22 protein-coding genes are annotated in these 22,954 nt (G+C 44.4%); 8 read left to right on the forward strand and 14 right to left on the reverse strand.

Annotation, left to right across the window (positions count from 1 at the left end; all coding sequences use genetic code 11):
* Positions 1-116 precede the first annotated feature (116 nt).
* The 6 genes from VS868_RS05965 to VS868_RS05990 all read right to left on the reverse strand — a co-directional run bounded on the left by VS868_RS05965 (position 117) and on the right by VS868_RS05990 (position 7,385).
* Entirely contained in the window at positions 117-335 is a 219-nt protein-coding gene (locus tag VS868_RS05965; RefSeq protein WP_345599520.1) for a hypothetical protein, read from the reverse strand.
* A 289-nt stretch (positions 336-624) separates the two neighbouring features.
* Positions 625-1,287 carry a ligase-associated DNA damage response endonuclease PdeM gene (gene pdeM / locus VS868_RS05970; protein ID WP_345599521.1) on the reverse strand — a complete coding sequence of 221 codons (663 nt, stop codon included), beginning with the start codon at positions 1,285-1,287 and terminating at the stop codon, positions 625-627.
* A complete protein-coding gene (locus VS868_RS05975) occupies positions 1,272-3,800 on the reverse strand; it encodes a ligase-associated DNA damage response DEXH box helicase (RefSeq protein ID WP_345599522.1) in 2,529 nt (842 codons plus the stop codon). Before VS868_RS05975 ends, pdeM begins: the two co-directional genes overlap by 16 nt.
* Before the next feature lie 175 nt (positions 3,801-3,975).
* On the reverse strand, positions 3,976-4,380 hold the full coding sequence (locus VS868_RS05980; RefSeq protein WP_345599523.1) for an endonuclease domain-containing protein: 405 nt from the start codon (positions 4,378-4,380) through the stop codon (positions 3,976-3,978).
* 224 nt (positions 4,381-4,604) lie between these two features.
* The gene (locus VS868_RS05985) at positions 4,605-6,194 is read right to left on the reverse strand and encodes an ATP-dependent DNA ligase (RefSeq protein WP_345599524.1); all 1,590 of its coding nucleotides are present in this window, start codon (positions 6,192-6,194) and stop codon (positions 4,605-4,607) included.
* A gap of 150 nt (positions 6,195-6,344) precedes the next feature.
* Complete coding sequence (locus tag VS868_RS05990) at positions 6,345-7,385, reverse strand: ligase-associated DNA damage response exonuclease (protein ID WP_345599525.1); 1,041 nt, start codon at positions 7,383-7,385, stop codon at positions 6,345-6,347.
* Between the two features lie 239 nt (positions 7,386-7,624).
* On the opposite strand from VS868_RS05990, the gene VS868_RS05995 reads away from it, so the two are divergent.
* Positions 7,625-8,050 (forward strand): TerB family tellurite resistance protein, encoded by a 426-nt coding sequence (locus VS868_RS05995; RefSeq protein ID WP_345599526.1) that lies wholly within the window; start codon positions 7,625-7,627, stop codon positions 8,048-8,050.
* A gap of 63 nt (positions 8,051-8,113) precedes the next feature.
* On the opposite strand, the gene fbp is transcribed toward VS868_RS05995, so the two are convergent.
* Positions 8,114-9,124 carry a class 1 fructose-bisphosphatase gene (gene fbp, locus VS868_RS06000; RefSeq protein ID WP_345599528.1) on the reverse strand — a complete coding sequence of 337 codons (1,011 nt, stop codon included), beginning with the start codon at positions 9,122-9,124 and terminating at the stop codon, positions 8,114-8,116.
* 117 nt (positions 9,125-9,241) lie between these two features.
* On the opposite strand from fbp, the gene VS868_RS06005 reads away from it, so the two are divergent.
* From VS868_RS06005 to VS868_RS06035, 7 genes are all read left to right on the forward strand, one after another.
* Positions 9,242-9,724 carry a GNAT family N-acetyltransferase gene (locus tag VS868_RS06005; protein WP_266070065.1) on the forward strand — a complete coding sequence of 161 codons (483 nt, stop codon included), beginning with the start codon at positions 9,242-9,244 and terminating at the stop codon, positions 9,722-9,724.
* Positions 9,721-10,971 carry an aspartate kinase gene (locus VS868_RS06010; RefSeq protein ID WP_266070066.1) on the forward strand — a complete coding sequence of 417 codons (1,251 nt, stop codon included), beginning with the start codon at positions 9,721-9,723 and terminating at the stop codon, positions 10,969-10,971. Before VS868_RS06005 ends, VS868_RS06010 begins: the two co-directional genes overlap by 4 nt.
* Positions 10,972-10,996: 25 nt before the next feature.
* Positions 10,997-12,826 (forward strand): lysophospholipid acyltransferase family protein, encoded by a 1,830-nt coding sequence (locus VS868_RS06015; RefSeq protein ID WP_345599529.1) that lies wholly within the window; start codon positions 10,997-10,999, stop codon positions 12,824-12,826.
* A 76-nt stretch (positions 12,827-12,902) separates the two neighbouring features.
* Positions 12,903-13,556, forward strand: coding sequence for an SDR family oxidoreductase (locus VS868_RS06020; RefSeq protein ID WP_345599530.1), 654 nt, complete (start codon positions 12,903-12,905; stop codon positions 13,554-13,556).
* 309 nt (positions 13,557-13,865) lie between these two features.
* Positions 13,866-14,090, forward strand: a complete 225-nt coding sequence (locus VS868_RS06025) for a hypothetical protein (protein ID WP_345599531.1) — start codon at positions 13,866-13,868, stop codon at positions 14,088-14,090.
* A complete protein-coding gene (locus tag VS868_RS06030) occupies positions 14,074-14,904 on the forward strand; it encodes an IS3 family transposase (RefSeq protein ID WP_345599532.1) in 831 nt (276 codons plus the stop codon). The genes VS868_RS06025 and VS868_RS06030 overlap by 17 nt, the downstream gene beginning before the upstream one ends.
* 100 nt (positions 14,905-15,004) lie before the next feature.
* Positions 15,005-15,205, forward strand: coding sequence for a YwbE family protein (locus VS868_RS06035; RefSeq protein WP_345599533.1), 201 nt, complete (start codon positions 15,005-15,007; stop codon positions 15,203-15,205).
* A gap of 552 nt (positions 15,206-15,757) precedes the next feature.
* Here the strand turns inward: VS868_RS06035 and VS868_RS06040 are convergent.
* The 7 genes from VS868_RS06040 to VS868_RS06070 form a co-directional block, all read right to left on the reverse strand.
* Positions 15,758-16,957, reverse strand: a complete 1,200-nt coding sequence (locus tag VS868_RS06040; RefSeq protein ID WP_345599534.1) for an MFS transporter — start codon at positions 16,955-16,957, stop codon at positions 15,758-15,760.
* A 32-nt stretch (positions 16,958-16,989) separates the two neighbouring features.
* A complete protein-coding gene (locus tag VS868_RS06045) occupies positions 16,990-17,946 on the reverse strand; it encodes a 2-hydroxyacid dehydrogenase (protein WP_345599535.1) in 957 nt (318 codons plus the stop codon).
* A 6-nt stretch (positions 17,947-17,952) separates the two neighbouring features.
* A complete protein-coding gene (locus VS868_RS06050) occupies positions 17,953-18,318 on the reverse strand; it encodes a cupin domain-containing protein (RefSeq protein ID WP_345599820.1) in 366 nt (121 codons plus the stop codon).
* A 258-nt stretch (positions 18,319-18,576) separates the two neighbouring features.
* Positions 18,577-19,929: a magnesium transporter gene (gene mgtE / locus VS868_RS06055; RefSeq protein WP_345599536.1), complete on the reverse strand. Its 1,353-nt coding sequence runs from the start codon at positions 19,927-19,929 to the stop codon at positions 18,577-18,579.
* Entirely contained in the window at positions 19,919-20,761 is an 843-nt protein-coding gene (gene rsmA / locus VS868_RS06060) for a 16S rRNA (adenine(1518)-N(6)/adenine(1519)-N(6))-dimethyltransferase RsmA (RefSeq protein WP_266070074.1), read from the reverse strand. Before rsmA ends, mgtE begins: the two co-directional genes overlap by 11 nt.
* 14 nt (positions 20,762-20,775) lie before the next feature.
* Complete coding sequence (locus VS868_RS06065) at positions 20,776-21,084, reverse strand: DUF4286 family protein (RefSeq protein ID WP_266070075.1); 309 nt, start codon at positions 21,082-21,084, stop codon at positions 20,776-20,778.
* Positions 21,085-21,135: 51 nt separating this feature from the next.
* Positions 21,136-22,920: a tetratricopeptide repeat protein gene (locus tag VS868_RS06070; protein ID WP_345599537.1), complete on the reverse strand. Its 1,785-nt coding sequence runs from the start codon at positions 22,918-22,920 to the stop codon at positions 21,136-21,138.
* Positions 22,921-22,954 lie beyond the last annotated feature (34 nt).

A 22,954-nucleotide genomic window follows, 5' to 3' on the forward strand; every position in this document is an offset into this window, starting at 1 on the left:
TACTTTACCCCTCCAAGTAGCTATCGGGACTAAAGGGTGGCAAAAAAGCCTTTGAAATTTTAATCGGAATAAAAAGCCAATTTCTCCCTTTAGAGTTGGGGTAAAAAATTGGCTTTTCACCAGGTTCCCATCTCCTTTTCCAACTCGGTATCTGGAATCACCTCACCCTGCTCCGACTGGAGAATTCCCTTTTCAACTTTTTCCATGAAGATCAACCTCTCCACAAGATCATCTATAGAAAATTCATTAGGAAGATTCTCAATCTGCGCTTTTACTTTTTCCTTGTTCAGCATTTTCAGGTAATTTATTACAAGATAAGAAATATCCTGTTGCATTCTCTTTTTTGCTTTATTTCTCCTGAAGCTATCAGGCTGGGCGCCAAAGAAGCCTTTGAAATTTTAATTGGATTGAAAAGCCAATTTCTCCCTTTAGGGTTGGGGAAAAAATTGGCTTTTCTCTTTTTTGCTTTACCCCTCCCGAAGCTATCGGGACTAAAGGGTGGCAAAAAAGCATCTTCTCAGCCTACCACAATTAGTTAATTGCAAAGCCGGTTTCCTCCCTTTAGGGTGGGGAAAAGAAACCGGCTTTTGATTCTGTATTCTACTAATCCTTATTCCTTAAACCTTAATCATTCAAACAAATCACTTCCTCCTTTGTCACCACATACACCTCATCATCTCCCTGCGGAATGAGGATGTGTTTTCCGGTGAATTCGCCGAAGGCGGGCAGGATCAATTGATCTTTCGATTTAAAGAAGCAGGGCAGTTTAAGCTGCTGCCTGCCGCGACCATTAATTTTAACTCCGGGGTGAATGTGTCCTGAAAAATTGAAGAACCCGTGTCTTTCTTCGGGATGATGGGTGAAGAGGAAATTTTTCAGCACCATTTCAGGGGTGACAAAAACTCCCAGTGCCTCATACTTAAGCGGTGAAATGATATCGTGGTTTCCTTCCACCAGAATAACTTCAGCAGAAATATTTTCGAGCCAATGCTCAAAAAACAGCCATTCTTTATTCAGGGAGCTGTGGAAAAGATCTCCCAAAAATGCTATTTTTGAGGGTTCAAAAAAGGCAATGACCTCATTCATTTTTTGAAAGTTCCCTGCAATTGCATTTTGCGGTACTGCACTCCCAAACTTCCTGAAATGCGATACCTTTCCCAGGTGCACATCACTTATCACCAGCAGGTCTTCCCCCTCCCAGAACATGGCTCCGGACGGGTGTAAAGTAAAATTCTGATTATAAAGACTAAGCGTTTTTGTCATTTTTGAAGCTACAGGTCGCCCCATTGCGCCATCATTTTTTTAATTCTATCCTCCAGTTTTTCTGAAGATAATTTTTCCCGCATCCTGTCGGTGATGATCGGGAAGGCGAAAGGTGTGGGTTTTTCGCATTGTTTCCAAACCAATTTCTGTTCAGAAATGCGCTCCATAGCCATTCTCAACCTGCCCTCTTCCAACTGATGCTCGAATGTCTCCCTAAACGCCTGCTGAAACAATAAATTGTCCGGCTCGTAATCTCTGAAAACACTGAAAAGCAGCTGCGAATTTGACTGCAGATGCTTTGTCTTGATCATTTTATTCGGAAAGCCTGTAAACACCATTCCGGCGATCACCGCAATATCTCTGAATTTCCTGCGGGCCATCTCTGTAGCATTCAGGCTTGTTTGCAGGTCATCCATAAGATGTTCCGGAGAAAAAAGATCATTGTCGAAAACCTGTTGCATATCGATCTCCTGATCGGAAAGCAGCTCAAATCCGTAGTCATTAAAGGCCAGCGAAAAAGTGATGGGCGACAGCAGGCTAATCCTGTAAGCGAGCAGACTGGCCATAGCTTCGTGCACAAAGCGGCCTTCAAAAGGGTAAAAAATAGCGTGGTATCCTTCCCTTGTTTTAAAGGTTTCAATAAGGAATTCATCTTTTTTGGGGATAATAGATTCCCTCTTTTGCCTCTGAAAAATGTTGCTGAGGGCGTTAAGTTCTAAAGAACCACTATTACGTTCGTCAAGAGACCCCTCGACGGAGCCTGTGCCGAGCGCAGTCGAGGTGCTCGGGGTGACATCGAGTTCTGAAGCTACGAACATCTCCTCCCGCAGGAGTTCACTCATCTGGGCTGAAAAGCTCATCCTCCCTCCTGCCCAGCTGGGGAAACGGGAATTCTTGACTTTCGATTTCTTTACGATCACCTGCATATTCTTGATCTGGTACAGCTCCAGGTTCTTTCCGGCGAAAGTGAAGACATCTCCGGGATTTAGTTTGGAAATGAACCACTCTTCAATAGTCCCAATGTAGCCTCCGCCCAAATATTTCACCGCCAGCACAGCATCACTTACAATAGTTCCTATTTGCAGTCGGTGTCGCATGGCAATAGCCCGATTATTTACTTTAAATAATCCGTCCTCCTCGATCTCCACCTTTTTGTACTCGTCATAAGCCTGCAACGTCTGACTCCCCTGCGTGATGAAATTCAGCAGCCACTCCCATTGTTCTTCGGAAAGCGCCTGGTAGCAAAAAGTGGATTTAACTTCCGGCCAGATTTTCTTCGGAAAGAATCCGTCAGACACAGCCAAAGTGGTCAAATACTGAACTAAAACATCAAAAGAATTGAGGTAGGGAATCCGATCTTCCACCACCGTATTTTTCACAGCTTTTTGCAATGCTGAAGCTTCAATAAGCTCCATGGCGTGAGTGGGCAAAAAATAGATCACACTTTCCTTTCCCGGCTGGTGGCCGCTTCGCCCCGCCCGTTGCAGAAATCTTGCTACTCCTTTGGGTCCGCCAATCTGGATAATGGTCTCCACCGGCGCGAAATCTACCCCCAGATCCAGGCTGGAAGTCGCCACCACGGCCTTTAGTTGCTCATCCCGAATCGCCTGCTCTACCCAAAGGCGGGTTTCTTTGTTGATACTTCCGTGGTGCATTGCGAGTTCTCCTGCAAACTCCGGATACTTTTGGAGGATCCGCTGAAACCAAATCTCACACTGGGAACGGGTGTTTGTAAACAGTAAAGTTGTTCGGGATTTTCGGATAATTGGCACCACCTCATCAATCAGGTGTAGCCCTAAATGCCCCCGCCAGGGAAAAGTTTCCATCTTCTCCGGAATGATTGATTTTACACTGATCTTCTTCTGAATATCTGCCCTGATCAACACGGAATTTTCAAAAGCTTCCGATTTTGGCCCCAGCAGCACTTCCCTTGCCTCCTGAAGGTTTCCAATAGTAGCAGAGATCCCCCAAATCTTCATTTTTGGAGAGACAGTTTTGAGTCTGGAAAGGGCCAGCTCGATCTGCACCCCGCGTTTAGTTCCCAGCAGTTCATGCCATTCATCAATGACAATGGCATTAAGATCTTTGGATGTCTTTTCATAGCCCTTGGATGAAAGTAGCAGCTGCAGACTCTCAGGTGTAGTGATAAGAAGGTCGGGCATTTGCTTCTTCTGGGCAGCACGTAGTTTCTGGGAAGTATCCCCGGTGCGGATACCTACGGTAAGTCCGCTGCCAATATCCTTCGCAAATCGATTAGCCGCCTGCTCGATCTCTACCGACAGTGCCCGCAACGGCGTGATCCAGATTGCTTTGAGTCCGGGTTTGTGTTTCGTTTTATAATCGGGATTTTGTCTGATATAATCTAGCACTATGGGAATCCACAGCGCATAGGTTTTCCCACTTCCTGTGGGAGCGTTGAGAAGTCCGTGCTTGCCATCCAAAAAAGCCTTCCAGGAATCCTTTTGAAAAGCAAAAGATTTCCAGGATTGGGATTTGAACCAGTCATTAGCGAGTTTTATGAGTTGTGTTTTGTTCATGTTTTGTGCTCTGGTTGGACCCTTCCGTCTCCGGCTCCCGCCGGATCCACCTTCCCTTGGCAAGGGAAGGAGTTTTTGATTGTGCTACTATTTGTAATTCTTATTCAAATTGTATTTTTTGTACCCAAGTTATACACTGCTGCAGCAAGCTGCAGCCAAAGCTCCCCTCCTTTTTTCAAGGAGGGGTGGATCCGCGGGAGCGGAGACGGGGTGGTCCGTCGCTCCTGAAATTTCTCTTTATCTCCTCCAGCACCCACTCCAAATTATCAAATACGCTCCTGTTCTCAAATCTGATCACGCTCATGCCCACCTCCTCGAGTTTTTTTGTTCTTATCGCATCTTTCTCCTCGGCTGTTGGATTCATGTGATATAGTCCGTCGAGTTCAATTACCAGTCTTTCTTCGGCGCAGTAGAAATCTACTATAAAGTTTAAGATACTGTGTTGCCTTCGGAATTTTCTTCCCTCCAGCTTCTTTTGTTGCAAATGTGTCCACAGATATGCCTCGGCGGTAGTTCCGTGGTAGCGGAGCTTCTTGCGGTAGGGCTCCATGGATTTTTTGTTGTGGATTCTCTTTTTCATTTTTGACTGGTTTAAGCGAGAAGCAGCCGTGGGACCCTTCCGTCTCCGGCTCCCGCCGGATCCACCTTCCCTTGATAAGGGAAGGTGCTTTTGATTGTGCTACTATTTTAAATTCTTATTCAATTATTAATCTTCTAAACCCATTTGTACCTCCAGGAAACAGCAAAGCTGTTTCCTCAAAGCTCCCCTCCTTTTTAAGGAGGGGCGTCCGCAGGACGGGGTGGTCACTTCGGGATCAACTGCTTCAGTTCTTCTATTGTATTTGCTTCTTCTATTTTTTTGTCCTGTCTCCATCTTAAAATTCGGGGGAATCTTGTTGCTACACCGCTTTTATGACGGCTGGATTCTGCGATTCCCTCGAAAGCTATTTCAAAAACGAGCTGAGGTGTAACCGAGCGAACGGGACCAAACCGTTCGAGCGTGTTTCTCTTTATCCAGGCATCCACCTGCCGGAATTCGGCATCTGTGAGTCCGGAGTAAGCTTTGGCGAAGGTCACCAGCTCATCACCCTGCCACAAGGCGAAAGTGTAATCGGTAAAGAGATTAGAACGGCGGCCGTGACCGCGCATGGCGTAGGTGAGCACGGCATCAACGGTTAAAGGTGCTACTTTCCACTTCCACCAGTCGCCTTTTTTGCGCCCTACGAGATAAGGAGAATCCCACCGCTTCAGCATTAAGCCTTCGCTTTTTACCTCCCGCGCCCGCTCCCGTTCGGAAGTTGCTTCTTCCCATTTCTTAAAGGAAATGGTTTCGGAAAGATGAAAAGGCAGTGCTTCAGTTTGCACAGTGGAATAAAGTTTCTCGAGGATCTTCCTGCGTTCCAAAAATGGCAAATCCCGGATGTCTTTTCCCTCCCACTCCAGCAGGTCGTACGCCTTCAGGATTACCGGGGTCTTTTTCAGCAGCGCTTTGGAAACAGTTTTTCGGCCAATGCGGGTTTGCAGGTCATTAAAAGTGCCAATATCCCCATCGGGAAACGGAAGAATCTCCCCGTCTATTACTGTTCCGTCAGGGATGACTTCCAAAAATGCAGAAAACTCAGGGTATTTATCGGTTACCAGTTCCTCTCCCCTGCTCCACACAAAGATCTCTCTATTGCGAATCACCACCTGCGATCTTATTCCGTCCCATTTATGTTCAGCCGACCAATCGGCGGGAACACCAAGATCTTCGGGAGCTCCTTCAATAGCGTAAGCGAGATAAAAGGGATATGGCTTGGAAAGAAAATCTTCTTCATTCTCCTCTAAAATGAGCTTTTGAAAAGTAATTTTTTGAGGATCCCAATCGCCCATCAGCTTATATGCCAGCACATCTTCATCTATTTCTGTAGCTTTTGAGAGGGCACGAGTCATGAGCTTCTGACTCACGCCAATCCGGAAACTTCCGGTAATGAGCTTTGTGAAAACGAAACGCTCGTAATAATTCAATGCCGCCCAGTTCTCGTGCAGGTATGCTTTCTTATCTGATTCAGTGGCTGCTTTAAGGTCAATTATTTCCTGAAGGTATTGTGTCAGGCTTTTTTCGCTGGATTCTTCTGCCGGCGGAATTACAAGCGCTATAGTTTCAGCTAAATCTCCCACGATGTGGTAGGATTCTTCAAAGAGCCACAGCGGAATATTAGCCAGCTCGGCAGCAAATGTTCGCAGCAAAGTAGTATTGACTGGTCGTGGCGGACGGCGGTGCGAGAGAATAGCGATTGCCCACACCTTATCTTTATTCGGCACCCGCTGAAAATAGCGCGTTAAGGCCGCCACCTTCACCGTGGTTTTGTTGGTGCTGTCAAGTTCCCTTATTAGTGCTGCGAATTCTTCCATGACCCCTCCCTGGCCCTCCCTTAACAGGGGAGGGAATTTTAGTGTTCTTAAGTTATTTTTATTTCATCTAATTTCTGATTACTGACCACCGATTCCTGATCACTTTCTATTGAGAGACCTCACAGTTTTTGGAAACCTGTGAGGTCCGGCTTAATTTTCATCATTTTCTTCTGATTTTGAATTCATCTCTGCCAATTCTCCTTCATACTGGGTTTCGGCGGTGCGGGCGTCGTAGCCCTGTTCATTTAAAAATCGGCTAAAGATCTCGGAATAGCCGTGGGTGCAGATCACCCGCTCGCAACCTGTAGCTTTAATTGAAGCCAATAATCCCTGCCAATCACAATGGTCAGAAAGTACGAACCCGCGGTCGACGGCCCGGCGACGGCGTGCACCTCTAAAGGCCATCCAGCCACTGGCCATTCCGGTTTCAAAGGGCACCATCTTTCTTATCCAGGTACTACCGTGGGCGCTGGGCGGCGCCAGTACCATTCCGCCTTTAATTTCTTCTTTCTTTGTTTCCCTGGTGATCCTGATGGTTTCAGGAAGATCAGCGAAGGGTCGCACTACGTCGGTCATATTTTCAATGGCGCCGTGGGTAAATATCTTGCCGATGGAAGGATCCAAAAACTTCAGCAATCGCTGTGCTTTTCCGAGGGAATAACCGAACAGCACCGAAGTTTTGCCTTCACTTTGATTTTGTTGCCACCAGGTATTAATATCATTCATCACCTGCTCCTGCGGCAACCACTTAAAAGCTGGTAAACCAAAGGTACATTCGGTGATAAAAGCATCGCACTTCACCGGCTCATATGGAACTGCGAGACCATCGTCTTCGGTTTTGTAATCGCCACTAAACACCCACACTTCCCCCTTGTGCTCTACCCTCACTTGCGACGAGCCAATGATATGACCGGCCGGGAAAAGTGAAAATTTCACGTTGTTAATGACGAATGTCTCCCCGTATTCCTTTCCGGAAACCTCTATTTCTCCAAGCCGGTGTTTTATAATGGGAACATTGGTGTGGTGAGTGATATACTGCTTATGCCCCCACCGGGAATGATCGGCATGGCCGTGGGTGATGATCGCCTTGTCTACCGGCTTCCACGGATCGATATATACCCCTGCAGGTTCGCAGTAGATCCCTTTTTTATCAAAACAAAGCAGCGGTTTTTTCTGATTTTTAAGCGGCATGAATTCAAGTTAGGATTTTTTGTGCAGGGCAGCTGTGGCATTAGGAAAAAATTAGAACTGAAAATGCCATTTTTGAAGGGTTAGCAATTGCGGCGGATAGCTCCCGAAGCCTGCAAAGGCGAGGGACTATGAGCGGAAAGCCTGCCGGCAGGCAGGCGTGGCCCCCGCCCTTTTAGGCGGGGAAACCCCTAATGATAAGAATAAGAGTAAATTGCTATATTTGAGTAAAATATTGTGCTATGTCATTTTCAGATCTTTTTGGAACCGGGGAACACCTCAGGAATCTTGGGCATTTTGCCGCTATTGTCAACCTTGCTGCCGCCGACGGGCCAATTAATGCCAAAGAAGAGGCGCAGTTAAAGCGTTTTGCGACCAAACTGGATATTGCGGAAGAGGAATACATGAAGGTGCTGCAAAACCCAAACGCTTTTCCCATTCACCCCAACAACTCGGTTGAAGAGCGGCTGGAGCGACTTTATGACCTGTTTAAAATCATATATTCTGACCATGATATTGAAGAGCAGGAAGTGGGCCTTCTGAAAAAATATGCCATAGGTATTGGTTTCTCGCAAAAAGCGGCTCAAGACATCATTAAACGCTCTATGGAGATCTTTAGCGGGATGAGCTTTGACGACTACCGCTACCTGCTTAACAGGGAGAAATAATTTAAAGGCAAGACTTTTGGTTCTGGAAAAGCCCTCTTAAAAATGGCATTTTTGAGGCTGCTGTTATTCGGGATTTTTGGCCATGAATTCTTCCACTTTTTCAACCATTTCTTTGTTTCCGCAGAAGAAAGGAACCCTTTGGTGTAACTCTGTAGGTTCCACATCCATAACCCGGCTAAAGCCGTTGCTGGCTTTACCACCGGCCTGTTCAGCGATAAAAGCCATAGGGTTGCACTCATAAAGCAACCTCAGTTTTCCCTGAGGCGCCTGGGAAGTAGTGGGATAAAAGTAAATTCCGCCTTTGATCATATTGCGATGAAAATCGGACACCAGCGAACCTATATACCTAGACGTGTAAGGCCTGTCCTCCTTTTCTTCCTGGCAATATTTGATGTAGTTCTTCACCCCTTTTGGAAAATGTACGTAATTCCCCTCATTCACCGAATAGATACTGGCTTTTTCGGGAAATTTCATATCGGGATGAGAAAGATACCACGAGCCAAGGGCCGGGTTGAGGGTAAAGCCATTCACTCCGTGGCCTGTGGTATACACGAGCATGGTAGAAGTTCCATAAACGATATAACCCGCAGCCACCTGTTTATTGCCCGGCTGTAAGAAATCTTCCATCTGCACGGGCGTCCCAATTGAGCTAATGCGCCGGTAAATGGAAAATATTGTTCCTACGGAAACATTCACATCAATATTCGAACTGCCATCTAATGGATCCATCAACACTACATATTTGTTCTTATGATCGTTGTTCTGGCCTGAAATGGTGATGAAATCTTCAGATTCTTCGGAAGCAATTCCGCAGACAATTTCCCGGTTAGTAAGGGTTTGGATGAATTTCTCATTGGCGTAAACATCCAGTTTCTGCTGATCTTCCCCCTGCACGTTGGTCTCTCCTGCTGCCCCGGTAATATCTACCAGTCCGGCTTTATTCACCTCGTGATTCACCACTTTTGCGGCAAGCCTGATGGAGTTAATCAATCTTGAAAGTTCTCCCGAAGAAAAGGGAAATTCCGCCTGATTTTCAATTATGAATTCGCCTAACGTCTGATTTTTCTTGACCATTGAAGTAGAAAATGTGCTTTATCAAACAAAACTAAAGTAAATAATTTTAAGTCACTACAACGTTTTCGTAATTTAATCTTAAAATCAAATCTCTACTTTTGCAATCAAACTGCAACTATGAACACCATTATTCGAGACGCAAGAAAAGAAGATATGCCGGCAGTGCTGGAGTTGATCAAGGAACTTGCAGCCTTTGAAAAAGAACCCGATGCGGTAATCACCACAGTAGAAACTCTTGAAAACGAAGGTTTTGGAGAGCATCCGCTCTTTCATGTTTTTGTAGCCGAAGTAGATGGCACAATTGAAGGAATGGCTTTGGTGTACTACCGTTTCTCTACCTGGAAAGGCCGTACCCTGCATCTCGAAGACCTTGTTGTTCGTGAAGAAAAACGCGGTACAGGCCTGGGAAATGCCTTGTACAAAAAGGTGATCGAGTATGCAAAAGCCCAGGGCCTAAAGCGGGTTGAATGGGTGGTGTTGGACTGGAACCAGCATGCGATAGATTTTTATGCCCGCAGCGGCGCCAATATATTTAAGGACTGGTATACCGTGCAGATGGATGAAAACGGAATCACAAAATACATAGAGACTAACGCATGAAAGTTTTCAAATTTGGGGGTGCATCTGTAAAGGATGCCGGCGGAGTAAAAAATGTGCTGCAGGTATTAGAAACCGAAGGAACCGCGGAAAAACTCGTGGTAATTTCGGCCATGGGAAAGATGACCAATGCGCTTGAAGTGGTTGTAAATGATTACCTTCAAAAAGGGGATTTTAATGATGCGCTTCAGCCTGTAAAGGAATTCCACCGGGAAATTATGCTGGGACTGTTTGAGAACAGGGAACATCCTGCTTTTGTTGCAGTTCGACAATTATTTGAGGCGCTCGAGAACTTTCTCCGTCACAACCGCTCTACCAACTACGATTTTGTGTATGACCAGGTGGTGATCTACGGGGAGTTGCTTTCTACCACCATTGTGAGCTCATATCTATCTTCCTGCGGAATAAAGAACGACCTGCTCGATGCCAGGAACTGTATACGTACAGACAATACTTACCGCGATGCACAGGTGCAGTGGGAAGAAACCCAGGCACAAATCACTTCGCTGGTGCGCCGGGAAAACCTTTCGATCACCCAGGGTTTTATTGGGGCCGATCCCAATAATTTCTCAACAACACTGGGGCGCGAAGGCAGTGATTACACAGCCGGAATTTTCGCCTACTGCCTTAATGCCGAAAGTGTGACCATCTGGAAAGATGTGCCGGGCGTGCTCAATGCCGATCCGCGGGTGTTTGAGAATGCGCAGCTGCTGGAACACATCTCTTATGAAGAAGCTATTGAACTGGCATTTTACGGGGCTTCGGTGATCCATCCAAAAACACTTCAGCCATTGCAGCGCAAGGAAATTCCGCTCTACGTGAAGTCATTTCTGAATCCCTTAAACGCCGGAACCGCAGTAAAGAAAGGACAGCCAATTCTTCCGAAGATACCCTGTTTTATCGTCAAAAAGAATCAGGTGCTTATCTCTTTATCTTCTCTCGATTTCTCATTTATCCTGGAAAAAAATATCAGCGAGATCTTCAGCCTTTTCCATAAATATCAAATCAAAGTTGATCTTATTCAGAATTCTGCCATCAGCTTTTCGGTTTGTATTGACAATAAATTTAATAACTTAGAAAAGTTGTTAAGCCATTTAAAGGCCACTTTTAGGGTGAATTATAACACGGGTGTCTCGCTTTATACCATCCGGCATTTTGATGAGAAAGCAGTGGCCGGGCTGGAGAAAGACAAAAAAGTGCTTCTTAAGCAAATTACCCGGGAAACGGTTCAGCTTGTAGCCATACCCTAGTTTTTTAACTTTTAATAAAAATTAAATGGGAATTGTAAGTGCAAAAGAAGTTGCCAAAGTCATGAATTTAGATAAATTCGGATTTTTGGGTACTTCTATGGGATGGATAGTTCTTAAAACCACCAAGCTCTCGGTGATCAATAAAGAATACGACAAGCGGAAAGATATGACCGCACCGCAATTCATTGATTCCCTTCTGAAGGCATTCGAGATTAACTTTGAGATTCCCGAAGAAGACCTGAAGCGTATTCCAAAGTCAGGCCCTTTTATTACCATTTCCAATCATCCCCTGGGAGGTATAGACGGAATGATACTTCTGAAGCTATTGCTTTCAAAGCGGGAGGATTTTAAAGTGATCGCTAATTTCCTGTTGCAGCGCATTGATCCTTTACAGCCTTACATCATGCCCGTAAATCCTTTTGAAGAACACAAGGAGGCACAGAGCAGCACCAAAGGCATTAAAGAAGCTATTTTGCACCTGCGGGACGGGAAGCCACTGGGAATCTTCCCTGCGGGCGAGGTTTCTACCTATCGAGACCACAGGATGATTGTAGACCGGCCGTGGGATCCTGCTGCCATGAAGCTTATACAAAAAGCCAAAGTCCCGGTGATCCCCATTTACTTTCATGCGAAGAACAGCACTTTCTTTTACAGGCTTGCATCAATTAGTGATATTCTTAGAACCGCCAAGCTGCCTAGCGAGATGCTATCACAAAAGAAGCGCAAAATTAAGGTGAGGATTGGTAATGCCATTCAGCCGCAGGATATACAGGAGATCTCCAGCGTTGAATCCCTAACTGCCTTTTTACGCCGAAAGACTTATATGCTGGCGAATGCCTTCGAAAAAAAGCCATTTTTGAAAGGAATTCCGAAGAATTTTAAAATTCAGAAGCCTCCAAAAAAAATTGTGGAAGAGACCCAACTGGATTTGATGATGGCTGAAGTGGAGACCTGCCGGAAACTCGACAAGCGTTTGCTGGAAAGCAAGAATTATGAGGTTTTTCTGGCAAAAAAGGAGATCATCCCAAATATCCTGAAGGAAATAGGCCGGTTGCGGGAAATCACCTTTAGAGCTATTGGGGAAGGCACAAACATGTCTACAGATCTTGACAAGTTTGACGATTACTACTACCACATGTTCTTATGGGATCACGAGGCCAACAAGATTGCGGGTGCCTACCGCATGGGAATGGGGGCCGAGATCTATGAAGAACACGGAATTTCGGGGTTTTACCTGCAGGACCTTTTTAGGTTTGAACCCGAACTGCATAAAATGATGAGCGAATCTATTGAAATGGGTCGGGCGTTCATTACTGCGGAATATCAACAGCGGCCCATGCCGTTATTCCTTTTATGGAAAGGTATTGTACACTGCACTCTGCGATTTCCGAAGCATAAGTACCTGATTGGCGGCGTAAGCATAAGCAATAAGTTCTCGAATTTCTCAAAATCGCTGGTGATCGAATTCATGAGGTCGCATTATTATGATCCTTATGTAGCGCAGTATATTAGGCCGAAGAAGGAATTTAGGGTGAAATTAAAAGATGCGGACAAAGATTTTGTCTTTGACGAAACCCAGGCCGACCTCAACAAGTTTGACAAGATCATTGACGAAGTAGAACCGGGAAGCCTTAGACTTCCGGTACTTATTAAAAAGTACATCAAGCAAAATGCAAAAGTTGTGGCGTTTAATGTAGACCCGCTGTTTAATGACGCAGTTGACGGACTCATGTATATTCGCATAGCCGACCTGCCGGAAAGTACCGTGCGGCCGGTGATGGAGGAGTTTCAGCAGGAACTGGAACGCAAGGTCACCGAAATGCGAAAGAATGAGCAGGATATTTCCAGGGAATAATTCTGCCAAACACCAGCAAGGTTGGAATTGGCTTTTTTGATGCTTATCTTGCTGTTTGAGAAATAAAAAACCAAAAATGGAAAAGATTTTAATAGTTGGAGCTACCGGAAGTACAGGAAAAAGGATCATTGAGATCCTCAATAACAGCCAGAGTTTTGACCCGGTAGCCATGATAAGAAAGGAAGAGCAGAAGCAGATCTTTGACGATATGGAGGTGAAATGGGTACATGCCGACCTCGAACAGAAGGATCTGAGCCCTGCTTTAAAAGGAATAAAAAAAGTGATCTTCTGCGCAGGATCTGGCGGCGATACGGGACCTGAAAAAACTACTGAAGTTGATGAAAAGGGAGCGATCAAGATCATTGATGCAGCAAAAAAAGCCAAGGTCAAAAAGTTCATCATGCTAAGTTCCATGGGTGCCGATGAACCTTCCGAACACAAAAAACTGCAGCACTACCTGGAAGCAAAGGCAGCAGCCGACCAACATCTGCGCGACAGCGGCCTGGACTACACCATCATTAGACCGGGAGCACTTACAGATGATATGGGAACAGGTAAAGTGAAATTAGCAGAGAAACTTGATAGCACCGGAGAAATTCCACGGGACGATGTAGCTTTCCTTCTCATTATGTCGCTTGCAGATCCCTTGGTGAAGAACATGACCTTCGAAGCCATAGAAGGGGAAGAGCCAATCAAGTCGGCGATGATAGAATTGAGTCAGGGAAATTAGAAAGTACGACGTTAGAAGTACGAAAGTAGAAGTACGAAAGTAGAAGTACGAAGGTAGAAGTAGGAAAGTTGTATGTCCCTGATATAGGTTGACTACTAAAATCAACTTATATGAAAGCAAACATTCGCTCGGTAAAGAAGCACAGACATTATTCCTTAGAGTTTAAAAAACAAAATTGTAGCAGACTTTGAAAGTGGAGACTATAGTGTTCCTCAGCTTGAGAAGCTACACGGTGTAAGTAATAACTCAATTTATAGCTGGATTTATAAATTTTCTACCTTTAACGAGAAAGGTTTTAGAGTTGTAGAAATGAAAGACAGTAGCGAAAAAAAGATGCAGGAAATGGCATCCCGGATCAAGGAACTTGAAGCTGCTTTAGGACGTAAACAGATCCAGGTAGAGTATTTTGAAAAAATGATCGAATTAGCTAAAACAGAGCTGGATATCGACATTAAAAAAACTACAGCACCCCACAATCACATGGTTCAAGGAAAACAAAAAACAAATAAGTTTTTCTATGAATCAACTTTATGAAAGTGTTGGAATCAGTAAACAGGCTGTACATCAATATGCGCGAAGACAGACTTTATTTGATCGTCGCTTGATGGAGTTAATGTCTGAAGCCGATGATATTCGTAGAGACCATCCTGGTTGTGGGGTGGAGAAAATGTATTATACCTTAAAGCCTAATTTTATTGGAAGAGATCGCTTTGTTGAGACTTTTATGCAATTAGGTTATCGTCTCAAAAGGAAAAAGAACTACAGGCGTACTACCATTGCAGGTAGCATCTACTATCCCAATAAAATAAAAGGCATAGAGATCAATGCACCTTCGGTAGTATGGCAAAGCGATATTACTTACTACAGGGTAGGAGATAGATTTTATTATGCAGTCTTTATTATAGATGTTTACACTAAGAAAATAGTGGGTTATGAAGTCTCCGATCACATGAGAGGGACAGCAAACCTAAAGGCTTTAAAGATGGCTTTAAAAGATAATAAAGCTCCAAAAATCCATCACTCAGATCGTGGAAGCCAGTACACTTATAAGTCTTACACAGATCTTTTAAAATCAAATAAAACAACTATAAGTATGGCTTTAAGCGCCCAGGACAATGCCTATGCCGAAAGGATTAACAGAACAATTAAAGAAGAGTATCTGGATCATTGGAAGCCAAAAACCTTTTATCAGCTCAAGAGCCAGATAAATAAAGCAGTGAACAACTATAACAACAAAAGATCACACGATCATCTGGGGAAAAGAAATCCAGAAGAGTTCATTAATTATTGGTTAACCCTTAAAACCAAAGACCGCCCAATAATTACTATTTTTGATAATGAAAATTAATATCTAAAACCGGTCAACACTTAATCAGGGAAGTTCAAGTAGAAGTAGGGTTGAAAGGCAACTTTATTAAATAGATTCCTGGCGACTTCAATAAAACATTATGAAACCTACAAGAAAAGATATTTCTCCCGGCACGAGGGTGAGCATTGTTCAGAAACAAGACCAGAGAACCGGAAGGCTAACTGAAGGTGTAGTGCAGGACATTCTCACCAAATCCCCCATGCATCCACATGGCATAAAGGTGAGGCTCGAAACCGGCGAAGTGGGTAGAGTGCAGAAGATCGAGGATACTCTTGCGTGAATTTCTCAATGAACAATGATCAATTAGCAATTATCAGAATCCCGTTTTCAATCAGAATTGAACGGCCTATCGAAAATGTTGCTAATATTTTCATTCGGAGCCTAAATTTTAGGAACTCGCCACGAGCTCTTTAGGAGAGTTTCATGATCCGTTAAGGCTCAAACAGCCTTAAATTTTACCCCCGATAGCTATCGGGGTCATTTCAATTTTTACGCAAAAGTTTAGATAGGCCGCTGGTTCATTTTAATTAATCTCGTTCAACTACTGTAGAATTCTTCTCGTAATGACGCTTTTTTGTAAGTGTAGTGCTGGCCCGGCGTTAAAAATTTTTGAAGCCTTGGAGAAAATTTAGCCGGGGGAGCACGGTTCTCATTTTGCTCCCGCAAAATTAGAACCACCTATCAAAAAAGTCTCCTTTTTTTGGTTCGTTTTTATTGCATCCGACGACTGTAGGGAGAGGAATGCACAGCAAAAAAAGAACAAATGAGGAAGAAAAAGGATTTTAAATGTCCGTAGGGTAAGTGTTTTTTAGCAATAGGAACTAAACCAAAATTAATCCTGGTAAGACCTTATGCGCTGGGAATTGATAATGATTACCGTCATGAGCACAAAGATCCCACCCATCAAATACTCAAAACTTACTCCAGCATCCATTAAAAGTCCGACGACCAGTGGCCCCAGGGCGGTACTAATTACAGAAAACATTGTAAACACACTTCTTATCACCCCCATTTTTTCGGTGCCATAGAGCTCAGCTATTAGGGCGGTCTTTACCGTCCCCGAGACACCCATGGTGATTCCGGCGGTGATCAGGAATATTAGTGCGCCCAGGATACCATCCATAAAAGCAAAAGGAAGCAGGCCAATATTAACCGGAATGAGGTAATACCGAAAGAGCTTTCGGGCTGTAAATTTATCTACCCAAACCCCTCCAAATAAAGAGAAGAGAAAGCGGGTAATAGCATATACCGTGAAAAAGGTTGCGTAAAGCTGCACAGACCAGCCTTTGTTCTCCACAAATACGTATTGATAGAAGAAGATCGCGGTAGCGCCAAAACTCAGAATAAAGCTGGCGGGCATCATTACCCCGAATTTCCGGTCAAAAACGACCGTTTTATAATCCTTTAGCAAAGAAAATGGCGACGGACTACCCTTGGTGGACAGTTTTTCATCAAAGTACCCAAGCCGGGTAAACTTAAGTCGAATGAGATAAAGCAGCAGTACGCCACCACTTGCAATGGCCGCCACCCTCCAGTCAAACCAACTTATTAAAAAGGCTATGAGTAACGGAAACAAAGCCTCCCCCACTGAAAAACCGAGGGATGAAAAGCTAAGGGCTTTACCACGATCGGCTACAAATTGTTTTGACATAATGGTCATGCTAATATGGGTAAGCAGTCCCTGCCCCGCCAGCCGCAGCCCTGTTATTGCCAGGATAAGCAAAAGAATATTCTGGGAAAGCCCCAGCAGGATACTTGAAAGAGCGAGACCAGCAACGGTATAAGCCGTGACCTTCTTTACCGGTTTATGGTCTACAGTATGCCCTACAGATAGCATGATGAAAGAGGCTGCGATGGTGCAGCCTGCATAGATAGCTCCAAAAGCACCTTCAGAAATCTGGAAAGACCTGATGATCTCGGGCACGTAGAGGGAAATCAGGAAGGTTTGCCCAAACCCTGACAACAGCGTGAGCACCCAGCCGAAACCTACGGTTCTAAAATTACCTTTAAGAAAATAAAAATAGTCTTTCAAAATGCCTTTTTTGAGCCTGCAAAGGTAGGGCCTTATCCTGGCAATTGATCTTTAAAATGATCTATGATCTTATGTGCTATAGTATCTGCCAGCTTTTTATGAGATTCTACCGTCCATCCGGCAACATGCGGACTAAGCAGCACATTTGGCATCACCAGTAATTCCTGCAGGGCTTTTGGCATTTCTGTAGCTTCAGAGAAAAGGCTTTCAAAAGAGCCTTTTTCATACTCCAGTACATCGAGACCTGCACCCAGGATCTTTTTGTTATGGAGAGCTGCAACGAGATCTTCGGTCACGACACTTTTTCCGCGGGCGGTGTTGAGCAGCCAGAATGGCTTTGCAAAAGCTTCAATAAAGGCAGTATCGATCATTCTGTTAGTTTCGGGAGTCCAAGGTGTGTGCAGACTCACCACGTCACATTCCCGGCGGAATTTCTCTATAGAAACCTGCTGTGCATATTCATCACCTACCCCCTCTAAAATGTCAAAACAGAGCACCTTTACATCAAAACCCTGAAGTTTTTTCGCAAAAGACTTACCCATATTTCCGTAGCCAATGATCCCAACAGTTTTTCCTTCCAATTCTACTCCGCGGTTTGCTTCTCGATACCACAAGCCTTCCCGTACCTGCCTGTCGGCCTGGTTAAATTTATTGAACAGCGACAGCAGCATTCCAAGTGCATGTTCTCCCACGGCATTTCTATTTCCTTCGGGGGCAGAAAAAAGCTTCACGCCTTTCTTTTCTGCATATGCTACATCTATACTTTCCAGCCCCGCGCCCACGCGGGCGATGAATTTTAAATTGGGAGCCGCATCGAGAAAGGCTTTGTCAATTTTGAATCGGCTTCTAATCACGATGCCATCATAGCGATGTTGATTCTCAAGAATTTCCTGCTCACTTTGGTTATAGGCTTCAATATTGTGATGCCCGGCTGCTTCAAGTTGTTGTAAAAGAACAGGGTGATTGGAGTCGGCGTGAAGAATGGTCATTAAAGATCAGATTTTAGGATAGTCAGAATGGGTGAGGCTGTCTTCTACATTTCCGGTGTGTTTTGTAGTTAGCTTTTCGAACAGCATGATATGAACTTCCTCCCCGTTTTTTGTCATGGGGCAGTGTTTCACTCCTTTGGGAACTATAATGATCTCCCCTTCTTTTACGGTTTCGGTGTGATCTTCAAACTGAAGATATAAAGTACCTTTTATAATCTGGAAGAGTTCATCTTCATCATCATGCTGGTGCCACACAAACTCGTCTTTGACCTTTGCCACCAGCACCTGCATGTCATTTACAACACCTATTTGCCGCGGATGCCAGTGATTACTGAAGCGGGTCAACTTTTCCCGGGGATCAATTGCTTTTATAATTGCCATTTGAACAACTTTTTTTCTGAAGCATCTAAATTAATAAATTAAGCAGGGGCAGGGATTGAAGCGGCATCTTTTTTACCCTTTTTGGAGGGTAAAAAAATACAGCGGAAAGCCTGCCTACCGGCAGGCAGGCCCGGTGCGCAGCAGCACCCATAATTAAAATTACAAGTACCAAAATTCAAATCCCAAGCACCAAAAACAATTCCAAAAATCAATTTTTAAATTTCAACCCTGGAACTATTGGAGCTGACTTTAAAAGCCCAGGATAAGTTTTGCGATGGTAAAATAGATAAGTATCCCAAAAATGTCATTACTGGTAGTGATGAAAGGCCCTGTGGCCATTGCGGGATCTATACCGAATTTGTCCAGAATAATGGGCACAAAAGTCCCTATGAGGGAAGCAATTACGATTACCGAGATCAAAGAAATGCCCACGGTAAGCCCAAACAAGAAATCGAAACCCAGTAGAAAGATGCCCCCAACGATAAGTAGAAGTGCAAGGGCGGTACCGTTTAAAAGGCTTAAAAGAATTTCTTTGATAAGGCGGTTTAACAGCGAGCCACTAAGGCTTTGATTTGCCAAACCCTGTAACACAATGGCCGACGACTGTACGCCCACATTACCTGCCATTGCCGCTATTAGCGGCACAAAAAAGAACAGGGCAGCATGCTCTTGCATTGCGGCATCGAAAGTGCCCAAAACGGTTACAGAAACAAAGCCGCCAAAAAGTGCGAGGATGAGCCAGGGCAATCTCGCCCGGGTGAGGCGCAGGATGGAATCATCGGCCTCAACATCTTCAGAAATACCGGCTGCCAGCTGGTAATCCCTTTCGGCTTCGTCTCTTATAAAATCTACAATATCATCAATAGTTACCCGCCCCACGAGCCGGCCCATCTCATCAACAACGGGTATGGCCTCGAGGTCATACTTCTGCATGATTCGGGCTACTTCCTCACCTTTGGTATGAACTGTAACGTAATCTACTTTATCTATATAAACGTCGCTGATATTTGCCCTGCTGGAAGCCGTAAGAAGATCTTTTAGAGACAATCTCCCCTTTAGTTTCCCCTTATCATCCACTACATAAATGGAATGCACACGGGTCACGTTCTCGCCCTGGGCCTTCATTTCGGCGAGAGAGCCGGTTACACTCCAGTTCTCATTTACCTTAACAAGCTCCTTAGCCATAAGACCCCCGGCAGAATTCTCGTCATAACGCAACAGCTCTACAATATGCTCGGCGTGTTCTTCATCGGAGATCTCCTGGATTACTTCCTGCTTTCGTTCTTCCGAAAGTTCAGACATAATGTCGGCAGCATCATCGGTGTCCATATTCTCGAGCTCCTCGGCGATTTCTTTGGCCGAAAGATTATCGAGAATGCGTTCCCTCAGGTCTTCTTCAAGCTCCATAAGAGCTTCGGAAGTTTTGGTACTGTCAAGCAGCTTTATGATATAGGTAGCCTCATCGAGTTCCAGTTCGTGGATAATCTCGGCAATATCGGCAGGGTGAACCTCTTCAAGCAGCTGCAGGAGCTCGGTGTCCCGATGCTCTTCAATGAGAAGCTGAATTTGCTCAATATATTCTTCGGTTACCTCAAATTGCATAAGGCTGGATCTTTTGTGTAAGTTCTATAAACCTGGCTGTACTTAGCTGTTCGGGACGTAGCCCAAAGATAGCATCTTCTTTAATATTTTCGGGCAGGTCAAAGATCTTAAGACTGTTTCTTAGCGTCTTTCTTCGCTGCTGAAAAGCTGTCTTTACCACTCTAAAAAACAATTTCTCGTCTACGGGCAGGGAAAAATCTTCTTTCCGGATAAACTTCAGCACGCCGCTGTCTACTTTTGGCGGCGGATTAAACACTGATGGTGGCACGGTAAAGAGGTACTCGGCTTCATAAAAAGCCTGGACCAGCACAGACAGTATTCCGTAGGTCTTGTTACCTTCCTTTTCGCAAATACGCTGTGCTACTTCTTTTTGGAACATCCCCGAAAATTCGGGAATAAAATCCCGTAGTTCGAGCATCTTAAAAACGATTTGGGTAGAGATGTTGTACGGGAAATTACCTATTATGGCAAACTGCTCCTGCTTAAAGATCTCACCAATATCGTACCTCAAAAAGTCCTTTTCATGCACCTTACCTTCAAGAGCAGGATAGTGTTCATTTAAATACGCAACACTCTCGGTGTCTATCTCTATTACGTGAAGGTCTGTGTCTTTTTTCAGGAGATATTTTGTGAGCACTCCCATCCCCGGGCCTATCTCCAGCACATGAGGATAACCTTTATAACTAAGGGTATCTGCAATTCTTTCGGCCACACTTTCATCGGTCAAAAAATGCTGCCCCAGGTGCTTTTTAGCCTTTACATCGCCTTCCTGATGGCCGGGCAAAGAGGTATTGTGGCGGTTTCCACCTTTCTTACTGTAATTCTTTTTCATGGATACTGTGGTTTCTACTGCTCGCTTATTACCTCGAGCTCGGTCCTGAAGACGACAAATTTCCCTTCAAAAATTGCAGATTTTCTTCTCAACCTTTCGGCATCTTCTTCATAATAACGCTGTAGCATTTTTCGGGTTTGAGCGGTAAACTGAACTGAATAAGTGATGCCTCCCATTTCTTCGTTCACCAACACCCTGGTCATAAGCGCTTTTGTGAATTTACCGGTGTTGAGCATTTCGGGGATGTGTTCCTCTTTCATCCATTTTACCCACTGCTGGTGAACATCTTCCTGAACATTTATTGTGACATTGTAGATATACATATACTGTAGCTTCTTTAGAAAAAAGGGAGGATTGCAGCCTTAATAAAAGGCTTATTCAATCTCATCTCCCCGAAGTTGCCTGAATTTTTTTCGGGCATCTACAAAGTAAATACTATCGGCGTAATTAAAGATAATTTTTTCATAAAACTCCTGCGCCTTTTCGGGCTGGTCCAGCTTTTGGGCGTAAAGTTCGGCCAGGTAGTAATGGGCGTTATCTCCCAAAACCCCATTCTGGTAATGCGATATAAGTTTAAGATAATTTTCTTCGGCTTTTTGGTACTGCGCCGTTTGTTCATACAGCTTTGCCTGCTTTAAAAGGGCATCATCTTCTATATCCTCGCCTTTATGGCCGGTTAAAACAGTGTCTAACAATTGTATGGCCTTTTCTTCCCGTTGCTGAAAAGCCAGTAAATCGGCCCGGGCATATTTTTTGAGTGCAGCCTGTGTGGAATCTTCCAGGGAGTTTTCACTAATTAAAAGGCTAAGTTCCATAGCGTCATTAGCAATCAATTGCGAGGTAGCCGATTTTAGAACATCCAGCTGAATGGTAGCCCATTCAAAATCTCCTTTATAGTAGCTGGTTTTTGCCACTTTAAACCTTGCCATTTGTGCAATGACATCATTTTCTACCATGTTTTGCACCTGCGAGTAATAGATCAAAGCCTGATTGAACTTCTCATCGAGCACGAGAATATCGGCCAGGGCCATTTTTAAGGCGGCTTCTTCAAACTTCTTCAGGTCACTATCTAGAAAATCCCGGAGTACCTTTTCTGCTTTTGCGACCTCAGCCTGTTTAAATGCAAGAAAATTAGCGTAATCTATGAACAGCGATAACATTGCCGGTCCACTCCCATAGGTGTCAAAAAGGGCATTATAAGCCTCATCTATTTCGGAGTAATTTTTCTTCGGAAGTGTTTCCTGAAGAATGTTTAACCGCAGTTGGTACGCCTGAAGTTTCAAGTCCTGGTTTGGGGCTTCAGCAATAATAAAATCGAGTACTTCAAGAGCTGTTTCGAGTTGCCCTTCTTCCCTCGCCATCACCGTAAGCCTTAAGATTGCCCCCAAACCTTCATTTGACCTGCGATAGATGGCTTTCTCCTGCTGAAAAGCCTTCTGATATTCTTTTTGCTGAATGAACAACCAGCTCAACATGTTGTTGAAAAGGATATTCTGGTCTTCCTGAAGTTTTTTCAGCAGTAATTTCCTGAAGGTGATGTTGGCTACATTAGCGGGATCATCGGTAATGAACTCCCCGTAAATACGGCTCACTCCCGGCAGCAAATCGGGGTTGTTGCCCAGTACATCAATATAGTTGCTAAACATCTTCTCAATCTCACCCTGTTCGCCGTAAAGCCGTGCGAGCTGGATGTTGTATTCGGCATTGGGATTCATTTTCATGCCCAGCTCATAAGCTGTGACAGCCTTATCGAGTTTGCTGTACTTTTCAAAAGCCCGGGCAATAGGAAAAGCAAAGTTAGGTCTCGACTCAATAGCTCTTAAAGCTTCTTCATAGAATTTAAGGGCTTGAGATGATTTTCCCTGCAATTCAAGATTGTGGCCCAGCTCCACAAGGTAATGAGGCGCATTAGCCGTGTTGTTGACCTTTTCTTTCAGCAGTCTTTCTGCTTCTGAATATTTTTCAAGTTGCTGATATGTGGCAATGAGTCCGTAGAAAAAGGAGGCATTTTGCGGCTCCAAATCGAGGAGTTTCTCATAGATATTCTCTGCTTTTTCAAATTCGCCCCTGTCAAAATAATTGCGCGCCAACTGCTCAGATTGTGCAAAACCTGAAAAATGGGAGCAAAGAAGGATGAGAAGAAAATAAAAGAAACGCATCCGCAACTGTTTTGAGTAAAGATAAGAAAATGCC

It is taken from the genome of Salinimicrobium sp. 3283s (genome assembly GCF_039602225.1).
Classification (GTDB): Bacteria; Bacteroidota; Bacteroidia; order Flavobacteriales; family Flavobacteriaceae; genus Salinimicrobium; species Salinimicrobium profundisediminis.